Source organism: Longimicrobium sp., from assembly GCF_036399255.1.
GTDB lineage: Bacteria > Gemmatimonadota > Gemmatimonadetes > Longimicrobiales > Longimicrobiaceae > Longimicrobium.
Window position 1 is genome coordinate 122,126 of sequence record NZ_DASWNM010000077.1, and the last position, 21,404, is coordinate 143,529.

Annotated in this window: 15 protein-coding genes; 8 read left to right on the forward strand and 7 right to left on the reverse strand. The window is 70.2% G+C overall.

Annotation, left to right across the window (positions count from 1 at the left end; all coding sequences use genetic code 11):
- Positions 1-340 precede the first annotated feature (340 nt).
- The 4 genes from VGC13_RS13185 (at position 341) to VGC13_RS13200 (ending at position 4,143) form a co-directional block, all read left to right on the forward strand.
- Entirely contained in the window at positions 341-1,681 is a 1,341-nt protein-coding gene (locus VGC13_RS13185; protein ID WP_331125719.1) for a glycerate kinase, read from the forward strand.
- A gap of 147 nt (positions 1,682-1,828) precedes the next feature.
- Positions 1,829-2,317 carry a hypothetical protein gene (locus VGC13_RS13190; RefSeq protein ID WP_331125720.1) on the forward strand — a complete coding sequence of 163 codons (489 nt, stop codon included), beginning with the start codon at positions 1,829-1,831 and terminating at the stop codon, positions 2,315-2,317.
- A gap of 411 nt (positions 2,318-2,728) precedes the next feature.
- Positions 2,729-3,274 (forward strand): acyl-CoA thioesterase, encoded by a 546-nt coding sequence (locus VGC13_RS13195; protein WP_331125721.1) that lies wholly within the window; start codon positions 2,729-2,731, stop codon positions 3,272-3,274.
- Between the two features lie 35 nt (positions 3,275-3,309).
- Complete coding sequence (locus tag VGC13_RS13200) at positions 3,310-4,143, forward strand: hypothetical protein (RefSeq protein WP_331125722.1); 834 nt, start codon at positions 3,310-3,312, stop codon at positions 4,141-4,143.
- Positions 4,144-4,303: 160 nt separating this feature from the next.
- Here the strand turns inward: VGC13_RS13200 and VGC13_RS13205 are convergent, their stop codons facing one another.
- The 6 genes from VGC13_RS13205 to VGC13_RS13230 form a co-directional block, all read right to left on the reverse strand.
- Positions 4,304-7,357, reverse strand: coding sequence for a PAS domain S-box protein (locus VGC13_RS13205; RefSeq protein WP_331125723.1), 3,054 nt, complete (start codon positions 7,355-7,357; stop codon positions 4,304-4,306).
- A gap of 241 nt (positions 7,358-7,598) precedes the next feature.
- Positions 7,599-8,024, reverse strand: a complete 426-nt coding sequence (locus VGC13_RS13210) for a DUF2442 domain-containing protein (protein WP_331125724.1) — start codon at positions 8,022-8,024, stop codon at positions 7,599-7,601.
- Entirely contained in the window at positions 8,005-8,259 is a 255-nt protein-coding gene (locus tag VGC13_RS13215; RefSeq protein ID WP_331125725.1) for a DUF4160 domain-containing protein, read from the reverse strand. The genes VGC13_RS13210 and VGC13_RS13215 overlap by 20 nt, the downstream gene beginning before the upstream one ends.
- Before the next feature lie 39 nt (positions 8,260-8,298).
- Positions 8,299-10,326, reverse strand: a complete 2,028-nt coding sequence (locus VGC13_RS13220) for a putative bifunctional diguanylate cyclase/phosphodiesterase (protein ID WP_331125726.1) — start codon at positions 10,324-10,326, stop codon at positions 8,299-8,301.
- 334 nt (positions 10,327-10,660) lie between these two features.
- Positions 10,661-12,559, reverse strand: a complete 1,899-nt coding sequence (locus VGC13_RS13225) for a hypothetical protein (protein WP_331125727.1) — start codon at positions 12,557-12,559, stop codon at positions 10,661-10,663.
- A gap of 990 nt (positions 12,560-13,549) precedes the next feature.
- Entirely contained in the window at positions 13,550-15,652 is a 2,103-nt protein-coding gene (locus tag VGC13_RS13230; RefSeq protein WP_331125728.1) for a putative bifunctional diguanylate cyclase/phosphodiesterase, read from the reverse strand.
- 294 nt (positions 15,653-15,946) lie between these two features.
- Between VGC13_RS13230 and VGC13_RS13235 the strand changes: the two genes are divergently transcribed.
- From VGC13_RS13235 to VGC13_RS13250, 4 genes are all read left to right on the forward strand, one after another.
- Entirely contained in the window at positions 15,947-16,246 is a 300-nt protein-coding gene (locus VGC13_RS13235) for a YhbY family RNA-binding protein (RefSeq protein ID WP_331125729.1), read from the forward strand.
- Between the two features lie 51 nt (positions 16,247-16,297).
- A complete protein-coding gene (locus tag VGC13_RS13240) occupies positions 16,298-16,588 on the forward strand; it encodes a hypothetical protein (protein WP_331125730.1) in 291 nt (96 codons plus the stop codon).
- 306 nt (positions 16,589-16,894) lie between these two features.
- A complete protein-coding gene (locus VGC13_RS13245) occupies positions 16,895-19,258 on the forward strand; it encodes a prolyl oligopeptidase family serine peptidase (protein WP_331125731.1) in 2,364 nt (787 codons plus the stop codon).
- A gap of 474 nt (positions 19,259-19,732) precedes the next feature.
- Positions 19,733-20,023, forward strand: coding sequence for a hypothetical protein (locus tag VGC13_RS13250; RefSeq protein WP_331125732.1), 291 nt, complete (start codon positions 19,733-19,735; stop codon positions 20,021-20,023).
- Between the two features lie 422 nt (positions 20,024-20,445).
- Here VGC13_RS13250 and VGC13_RS13255 read toward each other — a convergent pair whose 3' ends face one another.
- Entirely contained in the window at positions 20,446-21,201 is a 756-nt protein-coding gene (locus tag VGC13_RS13255; protein WP_331125733.1) for a hypothetical protein, read from the reverse strand.
- Positions 21,202-21,404: the final 203 nt, after the last annotated feature.

Below are 21,404 nucleotides of genomic sequence, written 5' to 3' on the forward strand. Positions count from 1 at the left end.
GAAACCGGCGATTGCCGTATCCGCCCCGTTCTGTTTCCGGGTCATATCGGCGAAGGTATTCTCCGATGTTCGCCTCTTCTAAGACCCACTTCTTCAGCCGGAGGACTTCATGGACGATCCGACCTGCTCCTGCTGGTACGATGCCGACGGTAACCGCATCTACCGCGATCCGTTCTGCCAGGCGCCGCATCTGTAGAGGTCGAGCGCAACGGAATGCACCTCTCACGTTGCGGGGGCGGCATGTGAATGTGCCGCTTCGGCTGCGTACCAGCGCGCCGTCCTTCGACAGGAGGGGCGGCGCGCGAGTACGTAAGGCAGCTTTCGTGGAGAAACGACAGCCATGACCGCGCATCTTCGCGAGCACGCCCGCGCCATCCTGCACGCCGCCATCGCCGCGGCCGACGCGCGCGCGGCGGTCGTCCGCGCGCTGTCGCTGGACGGCGACCGGCTGACCGTCGCGGGAGCGGAGGAGGTCGACCTCGCCGCCATCGGCCGCGTGCGGGTGATCGGGGCGGGGAAGGCGGCAGCCGCGATGGCGAGCGGTGCGCTGGAGGTGCTGGGGGAGTGGATCGCGGAGGGGACGATCACGACCAAGGACGGCCACGGGGCGGACCTGCCGCGCATGGACGTGTGGGAGGCCGCGCACCCCGTTCCCGACGCGCGAGGGATGGCGGGCGCGGCGGAGGCGCTGCGGCTGGCGCGCGGCGCGGGGCCGCGGGACCTGGTGCTGTGCCTGCTCTCCGGCGGCGCGTCCGCGCTGTGGCCCGCGCCGGTGCCCGGCGTCACGCTGGCGGACCTGCGGGGCGTGACGGACGCGCTGCTGCGTTCCGGCGCCACCATCCACGAGATCAACACGGTCCGCAAGCACCTGTCGCGCATTGGAGGCGGGTGGCTGGCGGCCGCGGCGGCGCCGGCGCGCGTGGTGACGCTCGCGGTGTCGGACGTGGTGGGCGGCGCGCTGGAGGTGATCGCCTCCGGACCCACGGTGCCGGACTCCACCACGTACGAGGACGCGCTGGAGGTGCTGGAGTCGCGCGGCGTGGCCGTTCCCCCCGCCGTCCGCGCGCACCTGCAGGCCGGCGATGCCGGGGAACGCGTGGAGACGCCCAAGGAGTTCGACACCGTGTTCGCGCGCGCATCCGCCCACGTGGTCGCCGGCAACCGCGACGCGCTGCAGGGCGCCGCGCGTGAGGCGGAGCGGCTGGGCTACCGCGTGCGCATCGTCGCGGACGACGTGGAGGGCGAGGCGCGCTCCGTGGGCGAGCAGGTGGCGCTGCTGGCGATGAACGTCCGCGCCGAGGCATCGGACGCGCCGATCGCCCTCCTCCTGGGCGGCGAAACGACGGTGACGGTGCAGGGGCCCGGGCGGGGCGGGCGAAACCAGGAGCTCGCGCTGGCGCTGGCGGTGGAGTTGGAAGGAGTCGGCGAGGTGCTGGCCGCCTCCCTCGGCACGGACGGGACGGACGGGCCCACGGATGCGGCCGGCGCGTTCGCGGACGGCGGCACGGTGACCCGCGGCCACGCCGCCGGCCTGGACGCGCGCGACGCCCTGCGCCGCAACGACGCGCATCCCTTTCTGCACGCCGCCGGTGACCTGATCGTCACCGGCCCCACGGGCACCAACGTCAACGACGTCATCCTGGTGCTGGTGGACGCGCCCGGCGCATCCGCCGCCGCCTGATCATCCCCGCGGGAAACTTTCCGGCGCCCGCCGGACTATACTGCCCCGCAACAGCCCGATCCGCGGGTGCGGCGCTCCGCAACTTCCCCCTGCGGCGTCCGTATCATCCACGTGCTCCATCTTTTTCCCCACGTCCCCCAGCCGCCCATGAACGATCCGCTTACCTTTGCCCTCTGGTTCGTGCCCGTGTTCCTGGTCGCCTTTGCCGTGATATGGATCGGGGGAATCAGCGCGCTTGCGGAGCTGGGCGGGTGGGGCGAGCTCGCGCGGCTGTACCGAGAGCCGGCGGGTACGGTGCGCGCGCCGGTACGGGCGTTCCACATGGCGTCGCTGGACCTGCGGCGCGGGTGGTTTCCGCTTCCGGTCAGCTACGGCGGCTGCATGGTGGTGGAGGTGGCCGCGGCCGGGCTGCATCTGCGGCCCTGGCGCCTGTTCGGCTTTCGCCATCCACCGCTGCTCATTCCCTGGGAGCAGATCGAGCGGGCCGAGCTGGGCCGGCTCCTCTTGTTTCGGACCCTGACGCTTCACCCACGCGGCGTGCAGACGCGCATCCGGCTGATGAGCGGTCCGGCGAACGCGGTGGCGGAGGTGCTGCGGCAGCGCGCCGCCCGCACGCCGCAGCCCGCGCGCGTCTGACGACATCCGGAAACCGCCTCGTTCACCTCGGCGGTGGACTTGGCGGACGGTCCTCAAGATCGCGCATCAGGTGGTGCGGACCGCCTGCTCCGTCGCGCTCCGGAGATCATCGGCGCGATCCGCATCCCTCCCGAAAAACGCGGATGGCCCCCTGCCGCATTCCATCCCTCTCCCGTTCCCGAACGCTCACGCCGGCTCGACCTGCGCGCCATGCCTCCGCTCACTACGGATCCGCGTGTCCGACGGTGAGAGCAGAGGAAGCGGCACGAGAAAACTCTGTTGACTCTGCTAACTCTGTGTGAGGCCATCTTTTCTGCGGATGCGCTCTGACCCCGGGGCTTTCCGCCGTGGGCCGCGGGCGCCATCTTCCGCGCCCTTGGAGGCTGCAGCCCACGACGGAGCACAACGACGATGAGCAAGATCCGCCCGGTGGAGATCTACCTGGACTCGGAGCCGCCGGACCCGGAGGTGCCGCGTCCCGTGCGCGGGTCGCAGGTCACCTTCGCCGACCTGGCGGAGCCGCAGAGCCAGAACGTGGCGGGAACGCTGTTCGGCGGCGTGCTGCTGGGGTTCATCGACCGCGCGGCGGCGTTCTGCGCCATGAAGCACGCGGGGCGGCCGGTGGTCACCAAGAGTTTCGACGAGGTGGAGTTCAACGAGCCCATCTACATCGGCGAGCTGGTGGTGGCGCACGCGTCCGTCAACTTCACGGGCAGGACCAGCATGGAGGTGGGCGTGCGGGTGATGGCGCAGAACCCCATCACCGGCGTGGAGCGCCACACCAACACCTGCTACGCCACCTTCGTGGCCCTGGACGAGAACGGCCGCCCCGCGCGCGTGCCGCCCATCCTTCCCGAGACGGACGAGGAAAAGCGCCGCCACGCCGACGGCCAGCGGCGCCGCGAAGAGCGCCTCGCCCGCCGCCGCCCGCGCCCGTCTTCCGCGAGCGGCGACTGAGCCGGCGCGCCACCGATGATCCCGATCGCCTGACGATGCGCGAAGCACCCGTTCTGCTCCCCAACCCGTGGCTGGGCGTCGATCCGCTGTACCCGGGCGGCTTCTTTCCCCCGCTGCGCCCCGCGTCGGCCGGGGGCGTGCTGGGCGAGGCCGTCACCGCGCGCCTGGCGACGGACTGGCTGAGCGCCCGCTGCGCCGCGGAGCACGCCGCCGCGCTGGCGCTGGAAGGGGACTCGGGGGATGGGGAGGCGGATGCGCTCGCCGAGGTGGCCGCCGTCGCGCTCCTTTCTGGCGACGTGGACGAGGCGGCGTCGGTCTACCGGCGGATGCTGGAGGGCGATGCCGGAGACGCGGTCCGCTTTCGCGCGATGCTGGGAGCCGCCGTGGCCGCCGGCATCCGCGGCGACTACGCGGCGGCGCTCGATGGAATCAACGCGGCGCGGGCGGCGGGCGGCGCGCTGGCGGATGCGGACCAGGTGCTGATGTTCGCCAACAAGTCCGCGGCGCTGCTGGGGCTGGGCCGGCTGGAGAAGGCGGAGCACGCCGGGGCGGAGGCGCTGCGGGCGGGGCGGCGGATGAAGGACGACGCCATGGCGGCCATCGGGGGATTCGCCCAGGCGCTGGCCCACCTGGCGCGCGGCCGCCGGAACGACGCGCGGACCCGCCTGTCCGACGCCGTCCGCGCCTTTGCCAGGGCGGGCGACGTGCTGCGCCAGGTGCAGTGCCACCACCTGCTGGGCGAGATCGCCTGGGACGGCGACGATCCCATCCGCGCCGGCGGGCACTACCGCGACGGCCTGGGCCTGGCCCGCGCCACCGGCGCCACAGGCACCGTGGAGCTGCTGACGCTGCGCTTCGAGCACCGCTGATCCCGATCCGTCCTGAAGCGTCGGAGGATAGATGAACAGAATGGGGGTACAGAGGAACAGAGAAGCAAAGAGAGGAACAGAGGAAGCCGCGGTTCGGGCCTCTGTTCCTCTCTTTTCTTCTCTGCTCCTCTGTACCCCCATCTTTTGCGGAGCCGGGAGGCTACCACTGCGGATTCGTGGCGAGCATCCGGGCGGCGTGCTCCTCCGACAGCGCCTCGGCGAACAGGAAGCCCTGCGCGTAGTCGCAGCCCATCCCCCGCAGCGCCGCCAGCTGCTCGCGCGTCTCCACCCCTTCGGCCACCACCCGCACCCGCAGGTTGCGCGCAAGGTTCACGATGGCGTGCACCAGCTGCGCGCTGCGGGCGTCGCGGTCCATGCGGCTCACGAACGAGCGGTCGATCTTGACCACGTCCATGGGAAAGCGGTGCAGGTAGCCCAGCGACGAGTAGCCCGTGCCGAAGTCGTCGATGCACAGCGCCACCCCCATCTCGCGCAGCCGGTGCAGCGTGCCCAGCGCCGGCTCGGCGTGCTCCAGCAGCACGCTCTCGGTGATCTCGAACTTGAAGCGGCTGGCCTCCACCCCGCACTCGTCCAGCGTGCGCGACAGGTGGTCCGCCAGGTCCGGCCCGGTGAACTGGATGGCCGACAGGTTGGCCGCGGCGGTCAGCCGGCCGTAGCCCGCCTGCGTCCACCGCTGCAGCTGCCGGCAGCACTCCTCGATGGCCCACATCCCCAGCGGAACGATGAGCCCCGTCTCTTCGGCCAGGGGGATGAAGGTGTCGGGCGGCACCTCGCCGCGGTCGGGGTGGCTCCAGCGCAGCAGCGCCTCGAAGCCGTCGATGCGGCCGGTGTCCAGCGACACCACGGGCTGCCAGGCCAGCCGGAACTCCCCCCGCTCCAGCGCGCGCCGCAGGTCGCTTTCCAGCCGCAGCCGCGACATGGCCTGCGCGTGCATGGCCCGGTCGAACACCTCCAGGCGGTTCTTGCCCAGCACCTTGGCCCGGCTGAGCGCCGCGTCGGCGTTGCGCAGCAGCTCGCCCGCGTCCTCGTCGCCCAGGGTGGCCAACGCCATCCCCACGCTGGCCGTGGCGAACACCTCGTGCTCGTCCAGCACGAAGGGGCGCGCCACCGCCTCCTGCAGCCGCTCGGCCAGGTGTGTAGCCTCCAGTGGGCCGCTGATCCCCTCCAGCAGCACCGTGAACTCGTCGCCGCCAAAGCGGGCCAGCGTGTCGCCGGGGCGCAGCGCCGCCTCCATCCGCTGCGCGCACTCCCGCAGCATGCGGTCGCCCAGCCCGTGCCCCAGCGAGTCGTTGACCACCTTGAAGCGGTCCAGGTCCAGGAACAGCACGGCGGAAAGCACGTGGTCGCCGCGGCGCACGCGCTCGGCCGCGTGCTCCAGGCGGTCCACGAACAGCAGGCGGTTGGGGAGCCCCGTCAGCGCGTCGTGCAGGGCGCCGTACGCCAGCTGCGCCTCGGCCCGCTTGCGCTCGCTGATGTCGTGGATGATCCCCTGGTACCCCAGCACCGTTCCGTCCGCGGCGCGGCGCACCGAGGCCGAGAGCAGGGCGTCGATGGGCGTTCCGTCCCTGCGCACCAGCCGCACCTCGTAGTCGCGCACGTGGCCGGTGCGGGTGATCTCGTCGCGAAAGCGCTGGCGGTCGGCGGGGTTGGCGTACAGGTCGCCCACGGAGCCCGCCAGCAGCGCCTCGCGCTCGTAGCCGAACATCTCCACCAGCGCCTGGTTCACCGCCACGAAGCTGCCGTCCACCTCGGTGATGTAGATGGCGTCGCGCGACTCCTCGAACAGCCGGCGGTAGCGCGCCTCGCTGTCGCGCATCGCCTTTTCGGCCGCGCGGCGGGGGGTGATGTCGCGCGCGAAGCCCTGCACGCCGCGCACGGCCCCGTTCTGCACCAGCGCCGTCTCGGCCAGCTCCAGCACCACCAGGTGCCCGTCCCGGTGCCGCACCTCGGCCACGTAGTTGCTCAGCGCGCCCGGCGAGGCCAGCGCGTCCGCCGTTCCCGCATCCACCTCGCCCACGTTTCCCTCGTCCGGCGTCAGCAGCACGTGGTACGGCCTGCCAATGAGCGACGCCGGCTCGTACCCCAGCACGCTGGCCAGCGAGGGCGACAGGTACTCGAAGCGGCCCTCGGTGTCGTGCACGTAGAAGAACACCTGCTCGCTGCCGGCCACCATCAGCCGGTAGCGCTCTTCGCTGCGGCGCAGCTCCTCCTGCGCCCGGGCGCGGTCGGTCACGTCGCGGTTCACCCCCAGCGCGCCCACGCGCCGCCCCTGCGCGTCGCGCAGGGGCACCACCAGCGTCTCCGAGACGCCCGCCGTGCCGTCCTTGCGGATGAAGCGGATCTCGCCCTGCCAGCGGCCCTCGCGGTCCAGCGCGTCGAACACCTGGAGCGCCACCTCCGCGGCCGCGTCGCGCCCCAGCCACAGCTCTGCCCCGCGGCCCAGCGCCTCTTCGCGCGACCACCCGTAGACCCGTTCGGCCGCGGGGTTCCACGCCACCAGGCGGCCGTCCATGTCGGTGATCATCACCGCGTCCCACAGGTTGTCGAACACCAGCGCCTGCCGCTGCAGCGCCGCCTCGGCCTCCTTGTAGTCGGTGATGTCGAACGCGGTGCCCAGGGCGGCGTCCTCGCCCTGGTACCGCACCATCCCGGCGGTAAAGTCCACCCACCGCTCCTGCCCGTCCTTGCGCAGGATGCGGAACTCGTAGCGCGGGGGCACCGGCTCGCCCCGCTGCCGGGCCAGTCCCCGCTGGCGCACCATGTCGCGGTGCTCGGGGGCCACGATGTCCCAGAAGCTCAGCCCCAGCAGCTCGTCGCGCGTGTAGCCGGTCAGGTGCTCGCCGGCGGCGTTGACGTAGCGAAAGCGGGTGCCCTGGTACACGAAGGTGGCGGCCGCGACGGTCTCGGCCAGCTCGCGGAACTGCCGGTCGCTCTCGCGCAGGGCCCCGGCGGCGCGGTCCAGCTCCGCCACGTCGATCTGCAGGCGGTGGTAGCGGTCCAGCAGGTCGGGCTCGCCGGGGCCGGCATCCGGCGGCGGCCCGCGCGCTTCGTCCGCGCGGCGGTACGCCTCGTCGACGGCGCGCAGAAACGAGTGCCACTCGTCCGGCAAAAGGGCGAGCGGGCCAAGGTGCTCCTCCACCTGGCGGCGAAGAAGGTCGTGCAGGTACAGGCCGGACGGAAGGGCGGTGTCCATGGTTCCGGTAGGCGCGCGCACGGCCGCGCCGCTGGCAAAAAAAGCGTAAAAAATCTGCCCCCTGCGCAGTATAGGCGCGCCCCCGCCAGGGTGCAAAGGAAATGCGCGCGGCACCGCCGCCGCGCCTTCCTGCGCCGCCGTCAGGAACGGATGATCCCACCAGAGCCGGGGCCATCCACCCTCATCCCGCCTGGCCGGCGGGCGTGGACGCGGAGGCCTGACGCCCGGCGAGCACGGTGCGTCACCCCTCCGCGCCGCGCTGCTTGCGGGGGCGTCCGCCCTTTTTTCCATTCTCCCGGGCCGCCTCGGCCTTGGCGGGGGAGGTGGTGGAGCCCAGGTACTTCGCCGCCCAGGTCTTTACGTTCAGCGTCGAAAGCATCAGTCCCGTCACGTGCACGTCGGCGTTGATCTCAGTCCAGAGCACCGCCTCGCCGAACGGCTCCAGTTCGATCCGCTCCAGCTCGTCGGGCGTGGCGCGGCTCGTTCCCGGTACCATCCACACGGGAAAGCCGAAGAGGCATCCATTGCTGAGCTCTACCAGCACACGGCTGGTCGCGTGGTCGTAACGGGCTCCCGTAACCCGGGGCTCGCCCGGGTGCTCCTGGCGCATCCGCTCGCGAATTACGTCGACCTCCGCAAAGATCTCGTCAAGCGTCAGACCCGGCATTGAGCTTCCTCCATTTCGCGAGAAGCAGTTCCTGCGCGCCGTTGACAATCCACAAAGCGCGCCGTGCGTCGATTGGCTTCATCTCTCCGTGCGCGAGGATCGCGGGCGGCTCGTCCGACGTACCGAGCCCGATCACGCACCATGCCCCCGCCCGGCGCGCATGCACGTGTGCTACACCATGATCGCCGGGGTACATGTAGAACACGAACCCGTCCGCCTCCATCACCCGTGCCATCGATTATAACCTATCGTTGGGTTTTGTAAAGGGGCCGCCTCACCACGTCCGCCCGGAGGCGAGAAGGCGGGCCAGGGAGTCGGCGTCGACGGCGGGGGAGAACAGGAAGCCCTGGGCGGCGTCGCACCCCAGCGCGCGCAGGCCGGCCAGCTGGTCGGGGTGCTCGATCCCCTCGGCGACCACCTCCAGCCCCAGCGCGTGCGCCAGGGCCACCACGGAAGCCACCAGCTCTCCCGCGCGCCCGTCCCGGCCCATGGCCGCCACGAACGAGCGGTCCACCTTCAGCCCGTCCACGGGCAGGCGGTGCAGCGCGGCAAGCGACGAGTAGCCGGTGCCGAAGTCGTCCATCAGCACCCGCAGCCCCAACTCCTTGAGCCGCCCCAGGGTGGAGGCGGCGGCCTCGGCGCTGTCCACCAGCACGCTCTCGGTGATCTCCAGGCGCAGGCGGGCGGGGTCGCACCCCGACTCGTCCAGGGCGCGGCGCACCTGGTCCACCAGGTCCGCCTGGGCCAGCTGCTTCACGGACAGGTTCACGCTCACCCCCACCTCCGCGGCCGGCGCGTGCGACCAGGCGCGCGCGTCGCGGCAGGCCTGCGCCAGCACGCGCCGGCCCAGCTCCACGATGGCGCCGCTCTCCTCCGCCACGCGGACGAACTCCGCGGGGTGCACCCAGCCGCGCTCCGGGTGGCGCCAGCGGGCCAGCGCCTCCACCCCCGCGATGCGGCCGGTGCCCAGCGAGACGATGGGCTGGTAGTGGGGGGTGATCTCGCCGCGGTCCAGGGCGCCGCGCAGCTCCGTCTCGGTGCGCAGGCGCGCCAGGGCCAGCGCGTGCATGGCGCGGTCGTAGACCTCGCACCGGCCCGGGCCGCCGGCCTTGGCGTGGTACATGGCCACGTCCGCGCCCCGCAGCAGCGCCTCGGGCCCGTCCGTCTGCACCGTCGCCACCGCGATGCCGATGCTGGCGGAGGTGACCACCTCGTATCCGTCCAGCCCCACCGGCGCCGCCAGCGCGCGCTGAATGCGGTTCGCCGTCCGCAGCGCCGCATCGGCCGACCCGGTCTCCAGCAGCACGGCGAACTCGTCGCCGCCAAAGCGCGCCACGGTGTCGTCCGGGCCGGCGCAGGGGCGCAGGCGGTCCGCCACGGCGGCCAGCAGCTGGTCGCCCACGGGGTGGCCCAGCGAGTCGTTGACCAGCTTGAAGCGGTCCAGGTCCAGAAAGAGCACCGCCGGCCCGCCGCCGCGCCGCCTGCCCCGGTCCAGCGCGGCGGAAAGCCTGTCCATCAGCAGCCGGCGGTTGGCAAGGCCGGTGAGCGGGTCGTGCAGCGCCTCGTGGCGCAGCCGCTCCTCCATCGCCCGCCTCGCGGTGACGTCCTCGCCGAACAGGTGGACCAGCCCCAGCGGCGGGTGCGGGTGGTAGGACCAGGAAAGGACGCGCCCCTCTACGCGCACCTCCACCGCGCGCACCGCCGCGCCGCTGGCCAGCGCGCCGCGCACCAGGTCCGCGTGCCCCGGCCCGGGAAGCGCACGCTCCATCCGCCCCCCCAGCTCCGCCGACAGGCGCGCCGCGGCCGGGTTGGCGTAGACCACGCGCCCGCCGGCGTCGCACTCCAGCACCGGGTTGGGGCTTTCGCGGGGAAAGGCGGCCAGGCGCTCGTTCTCCTCTTCCGCGCGCCGGCGCTCCGTCACGTCGTGGACGATGCCCACGACCCCCGCGACCGTTCCGTCCGCCGCCCGGTGGGGCCAGTACTGCACCGAGACCCATCCCGCGCGCACGTCCGGAATGGTGTAGCGCTGGTCCGGGAGCGACACCGACTCGCCATCCAGGACACGCCTCAGGACCTCGTCCATCCGCTCGTCGCGCAGCGGTCCGTGCATCTGCAGCGCGTTGCGCCCCAGCACCGTGGCGGCGGGCAGGCCGGTCAGCGCTTCCATGAACCGGTTCCACAGCAGGTAGCGGAAGTCGCGGTCGCACACCGCGATGCCCACGCTCTCGCTGTGCGCCAGCGCCTCGAGCAGCGTGTCGCGCAGCCCCGGCTCCGCGGCCTCCGCCGCCATTCGCGCGATCATGCGCCCCTCCTGGACTGCCGCGCCGAATGAGCCACAGGCGCACGGTACGTCCCGAAAGTGCGGGTGGGTGGATGCGAGGATTCCAGGCACGGCAAAGCGGTCGACATGGCGGTCGATGGGTGGAAGGTGGAGAATGATTGTTGGGGAGGTGAACGGGGTGGACAGGATAAACGCGTACGGTGAGACGCACAAGGATCACGTGCGCGGGGCGTCGCGTTCCGTCTCCGCCGGCAATCAGTGCGGCCGAAAACGCGTGGAGCCCCGCGCATTGCGCGGGGCTCCCCCTGCGTACGGCTCAGCCGGCGGCGGACCCGGGCGGTCCGCCGCCACCCGGTCAGGGCTCGAAGGTCAGCGTGCCGCGGCTCAGGAAGATCTCCCAGCTCCCGTCGGCCACGCAGCGCAGCGTGGCGCCTCCGCCCGCGGGGATCTCCAGGTACTTTCCGGCCCCGCCGCCGCGGATGGACTCCGATCCGGCCGGGTCAACGCGCACCGCCGCCGCCGCCGCGAGGAACGAGTACTCCATCCCCGCCTTCGCCGCGGGAAGGGTGAAGGTGGTGGTGCCGGCGGCGCCGCTGTTGTTGAACGTCAGCCCCACCTCGTACTCCTTGAGCGTGTGCGCCGCCGTCTTCGCGACGTCGCGTCCCAGCACCCGCTTCTTGCCCACGTTCCGCTCGACCAGCTCCACGACGTTGCTGGAGGGGTCGGGTCCCAGGTTGACCATGGGGAACGGGTCCGCGAAGTCGGTATAGCTCAGGTGCAGGTGGTTGTGGCGCGGGGTCAGCGTGGTCGTGACCCCGTTCAGGGTTTCCGTCTCCGTCTCCAGGCGGACCGCGTCGTAGTACGTGGTGGGGACGACGGGCGGGCTGGCCGTGTCGCGCTTGCTGGGCCGCTGCGCGCCGGTCCGGAAGTAGTTGTTGAAGCAGTGGCCCTTGATCAGGATGGTGGCGAAGTCCGTGCGGGTGTCCGCCAGCGTGGTGTTGGCCCCGCCCACGCCGCCGCCCAGGAACACGTTGTTGATGACCGGCCGCGACGCCTGGGTGCCGTGCAGGAACACGGTGTAGTCGAGCCCGCCCTTGCCCTCGTTCCCCCAGCCGAAGAAGGTGTTCGCGCCGGAGTCCTTCAGGTAGAAGCAGGCCGTGATGCCGCTGTCGAGCTTGTTCCGGTCTTCGATGCGCGGGCGGACGAAGGTGTGCGACCCGCCTTCCTCGATGTAGATGCCGCCGAAGCTGTTGTTCATCGTGTTGAAGTGGATGACGCTGCAGTTGGAGCCGCCCTCCAGCCGCAGTCCCCAGTCGCTGGACTCGGTGATGACGTTCTCGATCTCCATGGCGAAGGGCGCGCGGATCAGGATGGCGTTGGCCGTGGAGTAGGTGGCCTCGAGGGGCGTCGAGATTCCCGAGATCCACAGGTCGCGAAGACGCCCGTACACCCGCCGTCCCACCGTGTCGTTGGGCAGGTCCGCCGCGATTCCGCGCAGGCCGCGCAGGTGAACCACGTCCGCGTTCCCCGCATCGGTGGGCGCCGCATACCTGCCGTTGATGCTCATGTTCTCGATGGTCACCGACAGGTGCAGCTTGTTGGTGTCGAATCCCGTCCCCGGCACCGTCGCGTCGTACGCGATCGCGGGTGTGGCCGCGTTCACGCTCTGCAGGGTGGTGGCCTTGGGCCCCATGCCGCGGATGATGAAGCCTCCGCGGGGAAACAGGTACAGGTTGTCGGGGATGACGATGCCGCCGATGTAGGTGCGCGCCTGGAGCTGGATGGGAACGCTGCGGGTGGAGGCCTGCGCCTTGACCACCTTGACGAACGCGGCGGTGAAGTTCGATTGGCCGGGTGCCTGCCACCACTCCACGTACAGCTCCCGGATCCGCGTGTCCGTGGTAAATGCGACGGTGCCGATGGATTCGTCGAACAGGTACGCGGGCGAGGCCTCGATCCCGCCGGTAAAGGTCACCGTGATCCCGGTGTCGGGCTTCACCACCGCCCCGGGCGCGAACTTCCAGTTCGCGGAAAGGGTGACGGCCCTGTTGACCAGGTACGTGCCGCGGGGCACGTACACGTATCCGCCGGAGGCCGCCGCGGCGTCGGCGTCTTCAAAGGCGTCGGCGACGGTGGGCTGGCCCCAGAAGTCGGGGTGTTTGACGTTGTAGACGGCGCCGCCGCGGTCCAGCGTGGGGGCGGCGACCTCGAAGGTGGCACTGGCGGTGACCGCGCCCAGAATGTGGTCTGCCATGGTAGGTTCCTGCATCGGGTGTGGCAAAGGGAGCGAGCGGCAGGCAACGGAGTGCAAACGGGATCGATTCCTCGCGAGCGGAATTCGCCGTGCACCACCGATCGGAACCGCCTGCACGAAACGCTTCGGCGGCCGGATTGATGCGCGCCGGATACCGCGGGGCCCCACGGCAGCCAGCGGCCCTCGACCGCTCCTGGGTCGTACACAGCGGAGAGCGCGGTTGGTTCCGGGCGGAAGCCGCACGACGGAGAAAACCGGGGAAAACCGGTTCCGGCGGGGGCGTGTAAACCGTTGTTCGCGCGAGGGATGCGTGTCCGTCGGGGCCAGTGCTCCGCGGCCTCAACGAGCACGGCGCAGACGCTTCAGCGGAGGATCAGCGGGATGGAATGGTACTGTTAGGACGGCCGGATAGGGCCTCGGAATGCGCCGGGCCGGTTGGGCGTGCAGCGGAGAGGACAGAACGGAAAAGGCCAAAAAAGAGATTTTTGTCGATTCTGTCGCAGGGCGGCAGATCACGTGTCGGCCGGGGTGAGCACCCAATCCATCGCCGCGGCACGGTGCCGGGTCCAGGCGAAGCGGAGGGTCGGCAGAGGGATGGAAGCGCGGCAGGGGGCCATCCGCGTTTTTCGAGGGAGGCACCCATGCCGCCGGAGCGTCCCGGGAGCCCGCCGGCACCGATCCCCGCCGCGCGATCCCGTGGACTCCCGGACGCACGCAAGGTGGAGCGGCGTCCCGGTACAGCGGACGCACCGGCGCTCCCGTCCGGCTCAACGGCGGGGCAGGGTCGCGGAAAAGACGCGCGGCAGGTGGAGGTGGCCGCTGGCTGCGGCGCGCACGCGGCGGGAAAGGTGTCTATGGAGGATTCCGCGATACTCACCATTGCGGGAGCTTGCGACGGCACGACGGCAGGCCCTGCCGCGCGGCGGGGCCGCGGCGTTGCCTGCGGCCCAGTTTGCGATGAACCTGGATGAGAAGATGCGGAGGGGCCGCCTACCAGCGGGGGTCCTCCGTCAGCAGCGCGCTGATCCCTTCGGGGTCCAGCGGCGGCGACATCAGGTAGCCCTGCGCGTAGTCGCACCCGATCGCCCGCACCTCGTCCAGTTGCGCCTGCGTCTCCACCCCCTCGGCGATCACCGCCAGGTCCAGCCCGCGCGCCAGCAGGGCGATGGTGCGCACCATCTGCAGCGTGGCGGGGTCTTCCGGGATGCGGCTGACGAAGCTGCGGTCGATCTTCAGCGCGTCCAGCGGCAGCGAGTGCAGCGAGCTGAGCGACGAGTACCCGGTGCCAAAGTCGTCCATCTGCACCTGGATCCCCTGCTCCTTCAGCTGCCGCAGCATGGCGCCGGCGCTGCCGGGGTGGTCGATGATGGCGCTCTCGGTGATCTCCAGCTTCAGGTGGCGCGGGTCCAGCCCCGCCTCGTCCAGCGCGGCGCGAATGCGCTGCACCAGGTCTGCCTGGCCGAACTGCTTGGCCGAAAGGTTCACGCTGAGCGCGATGCGCACGTGCGGAAACTCGCGCCGCCACGCCGCCAGCTGCCGGCACGCCTCGCCCAGCACCCACGCCCCCAGCGGCAGGATGAGCCCCGTCTCTTCCGCCACGGGGATGAAGTCGCCCGGGGAGGTAAGGCCGCGCTCCGCGTGGTCCCAGCGCAGCAGCGCCTCGACGCCGGTGATGGTGCCGCGGGTAAGGGAGATGATGGGCTGGTAGCGCAGGCGGAACTCGCCGCGCACCAGGGCGCGCCGCAGGTCCGTCTCCATCTGCAGCCGCTCCAGCGCCTGCGCGTGCATGGTGCGGTCGAACACCTCGTACCGGCTGGCGCCGCCCCCCTTGGCCCGGTACATGGCCACGTCCGCGTTGCGCAGCAGGTACTCGGGCCGGTCCAGCCCCGCCGCGCACAGCGCGATGCCGATGCTGGCCGAGCTGAACACCTCGTAGCCGCTCAGGTTGATGGGGGCCGCCACCGCCTGCCCCAGCCGCTCGGCGATGTGCGTGGCCTCGTCCAGGCTCTCCAGCTCCTCCAGCAGCACGGCGAACTCATCGCCGCCAAAGCGCGCCACCGTGTCGCCCGCGCGCACCGAGGCGCGCAGCCGCTCGCCCACCACCTGCAGCAGCTCGTCGCCCACGTGGTGGCCCAGCGAGTCGTTGACCACCTTGAAGCGGTCCAGGTCCAGGAACAGCACCGCGAACAGCGGCCCGTCGCGCCGGTGAAAGCGCCCCATGGCGCCGCTCAGCCGGTCCATGAACAGGTGGCGGTTGGGCAGGCCGGTCAGCGGGTCGTGCAGCGCCTGGTGCAGCAGCCGCTCCTCCACCTGCTTGCGCTCCGTCACCTCTTCGCCAAAGACGTGCACCGCGCCCAGCGCCGCGTGCGGGTGGTACGTCCACGAAAGGACGCGCGCGCCCACCGCCGCCTCGATCCCCCGCGCGCCCTGCCCGCTGGCCACGCAGCCGCGCACCACCCGCGCGTGGTCCGGCGGCAGCAGCCGCACCGCGTCGTCCAGCCGCAGCTCCGCCAGCAGCGCCCGCGCGGCCGGGTTCACGTAGATGGGGTTCCCCTCCAGGTCGCACTCCAGGATGGGGTTGGGGCTCTCGTGCGGGATGGCGGCCAGGCGGCGCACCTGCTCTTCGCGGCGGCGGCGGTCGGTGATGTCGCGCGAGTTGACGACGATGCCCCGCACCACCGGGTCGTCCATCAGGTTGCGGCCGATCCCCTCGAAGATGCGCCACGACCCGTTCTTGTGCCGCACCCGCACCTCGATGGGCAGCCCCACGCCCGGCGCGCCGCGCGTGGCGCGCAGGTCGTTCAGCGCGTGCTCCAGGTCGTCGGGGTGCACGATCTCGAGCACGCTGCGTCCGATGAGCTCTTCGGGGTCCCAGTCCAGCAGGCGCTTTACCGACGGGGTGACGTAGCGGGTGGTCTGGTCGGGGTTGATGACGTGGATGACGTCGCGCGCGTTCTCCACCAGCGACCGGAAGTACGCTTCGCGCTCCCGCAGGGCGTCCGTCGCCCCGGACGCGGACGAGGGGGCGCCGGCGTCCGGGTCGGGCAGCGGGAGCAGCGAGTAGGGCATGCGGGTCGTACGAATGGGCGCCATCGGTCCGCCACGGGCGCCGTGCGGGCGCACGCGGGGGACTGGACGGCGAAAAGGTTCGGGACTGCCGGGGGAAAGAATAGCACCCCGCCCCGCATCCGCCAACGCATTCTGGTGAATTCCGCCGCGCGGGGAGGGCTGGACGCCGCGCGGGACATCGCAATCCACCGGAGCCGATGGAGGGGGATCGAAAGTTCCGCCCGTGCGGCGCACCCCCTGCCGGGCGGCACGCGGCTCGCTATCTTCCCCGCGGAATCAGGATGCAGACCAATCGACCACCAGCAGGCGGACCCGGCCGTGGAGATCACCCCCAAGCAGCGCGCGCACCTCAAGTCGCTGGCGCACCACCTGAAAGCCGTGGTCTTCGTGGGCAAGGAGGGGATCACGGACCAGACGGTGCGCTCGGTGGAGGAGGCGTTCAACACCCGCGAGCTGCTGAAGGTAAAGATCCTGGAGGCCGCGCCCATGTCCGCGCGCGAGGGCGCCGCGGCGCTGGCCGAGCGCATCGAGGGCGCGGTGGCGGTGCAGGCCATCGGCCGCGTGGCCGTCATCTATCGCCGCCATCCCGACAAGCCCGAGATCCAGCTGCCGGGCTGAGCCTCGGCCGGTGTCGCACGTGCCCGCCCGCACCCACGCCGCGTTCCCGCCGTGAACCGATTCGACCTGCCCGATCCGCGGTACACCGGAACGCTGCTGCTGTGGCTGCTGGCGTGCGTGGGCATTCTGGGCGGGTTTCTGCTGTTGGGGGTGATGTTCGTGCTCGGCGCCGTGTATCCGGACGCGCCGGCCGGGGTGGCGAACTGGCTGGGGCGAACCATGACCGGCCTGTGGGGCGCAGGCTTTATCCTGCTGGTGCTGGGAGGCGTGTACGAGGCGATCTTTCGCCTTCGCGACGTGCTGCGGGGGGGCGATCCCGCGGAGCCGCGCCCTCGGCTGTAGACCTGCCGGCATACTCGCTGAACCAAAAGAGTAGGGGCCTCACACGGCGTCAACGGAGTTCCGGCATCCCAGATCTTTCGTCCGTTCCTCCGTTGACCCGCGTGAGTTCCCGCACCTGCTGCGCAGACCCTTGCTCACGGAGCTTGGGCCAGCAGTAGCGGCATCCGGCCCGCCGTTGCCGGCTATTCCCTGTTCCCTATTCCCTATTCCCTTCATTTTGTCCGTCCGCGCCTTGAACCCCACGGCGCGAGGCCGTAGACTGCTAACCTGTTAGCAGTCACCCTTCCCCACACCCGAGCTTCCGGGATGATGATCCGCTCTCTGCTGCGCGGACCGGCCGCGTCGTGCGCGCTGGCCGCGGCGCTGTTCGCGGTGCCGTCGCAGGCGCAGACCACCGCGTCCGGGTTCGACCTTTCCGTCCGCAACATCATGCGCGGCACGGAGCTGGTGGGCCGCTCGCCCGAAGACCCGCGCTTTTCGGCGGACGGCCGCTGGGTCTACTTCCGCTGGCGCACGCCCGCGTCGTCCGACACGCTGGTGCACACGTACCGCGTGTCCGTGGACGGCGGCGCGCCCGAGCTGCTGCCGGACAGCGTGGCCGACCGCACCGCCCCCGGCCAGGGCGACGGGGGATGGGACCGGTCGCGCACCCGCCGGGCCATCGAGCGCCTGGGCGACGTGTACGTGGTGGATACCGGCGGCGGCGACCGGCGCATCACCCAGACCCCCGCGCGCGAGTCCGGCGCCGAGATGGCGGCGGACGGGCGTACCGTCTACTGGCGCAGCGGCAACAACGTCTACGCCGTTTCCGTGGACGGCGGCCCGTACCGGCAGCTGACCGACATCCGCGCCGACAACGCCCCGCGCGACCCCGCCACCGACGGCCAGCGGGGGACGCTGCGCCGCCAGCAGACCGAGCTGTTCGACGTCGTCCGCGACCGCGCCGAGGCGCGCGAGCACCGGGAGCGGGTCGACTCGCTGCGGGCCGCGGTGCACCCCGTGTACATCGGCAAGAACAAATCGCTTGCGTCGTTCGGCGTATCGCCGTCCGGCCGCTACGTGCTGCTGATCGTGAACGAGGAGGCGGAGGGCGGGCAGGAGGTCGCGGTCCCCTTCTGGGTCACGGAGAGCGGATACACCGAGTCGCGGGAGATCCGCACCAAGGTGGGCGACGTGGAGGGGACCAGCCGCGCCGCCCTGCTTGACCTGCAGACCTCGCGGCTCACCTGGATCGAGCCCGACAGCGCCCTGCGCGCCCGCAAGATCAGCATGGAGTACATGGGGTGGGCGCCCGGCCAGGACCGCGTGCTGCTGGCCGGCATCCCGTACGACTTCAAGGACCGCTGGCTGTACGTCACCGGCCCGGACGCGCGGCTGACGGTCGTCGACGCGCTGCGCGACACGGCGTGGGTGGGCGGCCCCGGCCTGTACACCGCCGGCTGGCTGTCGGACGACCGCATCTTCTTCATGTCCGAGCGCACCGGCTACGCGCACCTGTACACCACCTCCGCCAGCGGCGGCCGCGCCACGGCGCTGACGTCGGGGCAGTGGGAGGTGCTGGACGCCACGCTCTCGCCCGACCGCGGCACCTTCTGGATCACCACCAGCGAAACGCACCCGGGCGAGCGGGCGCTGTACGCCGTTTCGGCGAACGGCGGGGGGCGGACGCGGATCACTCCCCTGCAGGGGTGGACCGACGCCACCGTGTCGCCCGACGGGCGGACGCTGGCCATGCTGCACTCCACCGCCGACACCCCGCCCGAGCTGTACCTGATGCCCAACCAGCCCGGCGCGCAGCCGCGGCAGGTCACGGAGTCGCGCACGGCCGAGTTCCGCCGCGGGTCCTGGATCAGGCCCGAGGTGGTGACCTTTCGCGCGCGGGACGGGCAGACGGTGTACGCCCGCATCTACCGCCCGCGCGAGCTGGGCGCGCAGCCGCACGGGGGCGCCGTCCTCTTCGTCCACGGCGCGGGGTACCTGCAGAACGCCCACCGCGGCTGGAGCACGTACTTTCGCGAGTACATGTTCAACCACCTGCTCGCCTCCCGCGGGTACACGGTGATGGACGTGGACTACCGCGGCTCGGCCGGCTACGGCGCGGCGGTGCGGACGGGGATCTACCGCTGGATGGGCGGCAAGGACCTCAGCGACCACGTGGACGCCGCCCGCTGGCTGGTGCAGAACGAGGGCGTGGACGCGCGGCGCATCGGCCTGTACGGCGGCTCGTACGGCGGGTTCATCACCCTGATGGGGCTGTTCACCGAGCCCGAAACCTTTCGCAGCGGCGCCGCCCTGCGCTCGGTGACCGACTGGTCGCACTACAACCACGGCTACACCAGCCGCATCCTGAACCTGCCGCAGGAAGACACGCTGGCCTACCGCCGCTCGTCGCCCATCTACTTTGCCGAAGGGCTGCGCGGCGACCTGCTGATGGCGCACGGCATGGTGGACGTCAACGTGCACTTCAGCGACATCGTGCGCCTGTCGCAGCGGCTCATCGAGCTGGGCAAGACCAACTGGGAGCTGGCGGTCTATCCGGTAGAGGACCACGCCTTCGTGCGCCCGGACTCGTGGGCCGACGAGTACCGCCGCATCTACGAGCTCTTCGAGCGCACGCTACGGCCCGATTCGCCGCCGCTGCCCCCCGGCAACGCCACGGCGGGCAGGTAGCGGATGGAGCGAGAGCGGCAGGCCGGGACCTGCCGCTCTCGTCTTTTCGGTGGATGCGGGACAGGAAATCGCGGGCGTCCAGCGCCGTCACCGCTACATACGATTAAAGACAATTTCTCTGCAGGTCGAATCCGGTGGGTGGATGTGGCCGAAAGGGCTGGAGGAACGATCGAAGGAAAGATTGCTGTCTCAACGATACGCGCACATTGCGCCCTTGCCTTTTGGGTTTCGTGCGTCCATACTGTGCTCTGGCGGCGCCCGCTGCATCGGGCGGAGGGAGCACCAGCGACAAAGCTGGCCCGCGGTTTGCTTGGACTCCGGGGGACTGGCGGTGCTGGATACGGGTGGGAATTCATTGTTCTGCATGAGGTTACCGGCGGCGGATTGTGGCATGGGGGTTGCTTTACCACTCGGCACGCGAGATCGACCGAGAGGTTCGGCAGAGAACCTGGACGATACCCTGAGGAGGCGCAGATGAACCGGATCGCGAAGGAGCTGGCCGAGGCCCTGCCGCAGCCCAAGGGGCCGTTCACCGATGCCGAGGCGCTCGAGCTGCTGATGGCCTACCGCAAGGATCCGTCGAACGTGCCGTGCCCGCTGTGCGGCCCGGACAACATCGAGGTCCTGGCCTTCATCGAGCCGGAGATCGACCCCAACGGGTTCGCGTCGGTGACGCACCCCGAGGGCGAGTACGCCGCGGCGCTGTACTGCCACAAGTGCTTCCGCGCCGTGGGGATCCTGGCCGGGACGGGCAGGGAGGTCTGATCGAGGGGTGGTTTGTCGGGGGGAGTCCGGATGGGGTGAGTTGGGGGATGGTTCGGGCCGGGCCTTCGTTTGAGGGGGCGGAGTCCCGGGCAGGTGAGGGGGGGTGAGGACCCGGTGCCTTTCGTTGGGGGACGAAAGCCCGGGAGCAGGTGGGGATGGGAGGGGTGGGGTGAAGGACCCGGTGTCTTCCGTTGGGGGACGGGAGCCCGGGAGCAGGTGAGGGGATGGACCGGGTGCCTTCCGTTGGGGGACGGGGGCCCCGGGAGAGGTGAGGGAGGGATGAGGGCCCGGTGTCTCCGTTGGGGGACGGAGCCCGGGAAGAAGTGAGGGGTGAGTGGGGTGAAACGGGAAACGGAGTGCCACCTGGCGCTCCGTTTCCCGTTTTATGTTATTCGATCGGTAGTCGTAGCTGGGAAGTCATCTCAATGATCCAGTAGCACTGTGGAATCTGGGGGAGACGTGCTGGGCTTCGTATTAAGAGGGCGCATTTTTACATTAAGACTGCGTCCCCAGTAGATCGCATTCCCTAGTGTAGCGACTAGGACGATACCTCCGAGGATGTATACAAGCTTGTAGATCGCCGAATGCACTGGACACTGCTGTTCACTAAGCCACAGTAAGGCAAGGACCGAGGAGCCCACGCTAACCATCAGAAAGAATCCGAGCCGAAAAGCGAACAGTAAACCCTGGTGGGCGTGGATGCCGCGCTGGCTTCGTCTTTCCCGAAGCCATGTTTCCCATGATAAGGGTGCTACAAGGGTGACGAGTGTCTTCTCTTCGGGTGCGTCCGTAATCCTGATTCTGAATTCCTCATTCTGTTGGATCTTTGGCCACAGGCGTGTCAGCGCATCTGGTATACGTTCCGCTTCTCTGAAGATCAGAGCCAATTTGCGCTCCAGCAGGTATATGTAATCGCCTGTGCGCTTGAGTCTGACGGCTTCACCGAGCCAGAACAGCATCGTGACAAGACTAAAACAGGGCACCAAGAGCCCAAAAACCAGGAGTGCTGTAGGTCCCTCGGAACTCCACTGGTTCAAACCTACTCCAAACAGCGCAGCAAAAATCACAGACGTCCACTGCATTGCCGTCCACATGTTGATCGTGGCCTGCTTGGATTCATCACGCAGAGACTTGTATTCTTCGAGAACCAAGCTGACGTAGCGGTCGGTATTGTCCATAAATGCATTCTCAAGAGAAAGACCGGTTCATAAATCCAAAAGCATTCATGAGCATTAATCAGCCTGCCTTATTCACCCCAAACGGGATCCGTGAGTCATAGCTAGAAAAAACCCATGTCGCATCTTCTTGGGTTGCAGTAAGATGGGTGGTGTCGAAGCAACCATCCGTCCACAAGCCCGTGAATCTACGACATGGGTGACTC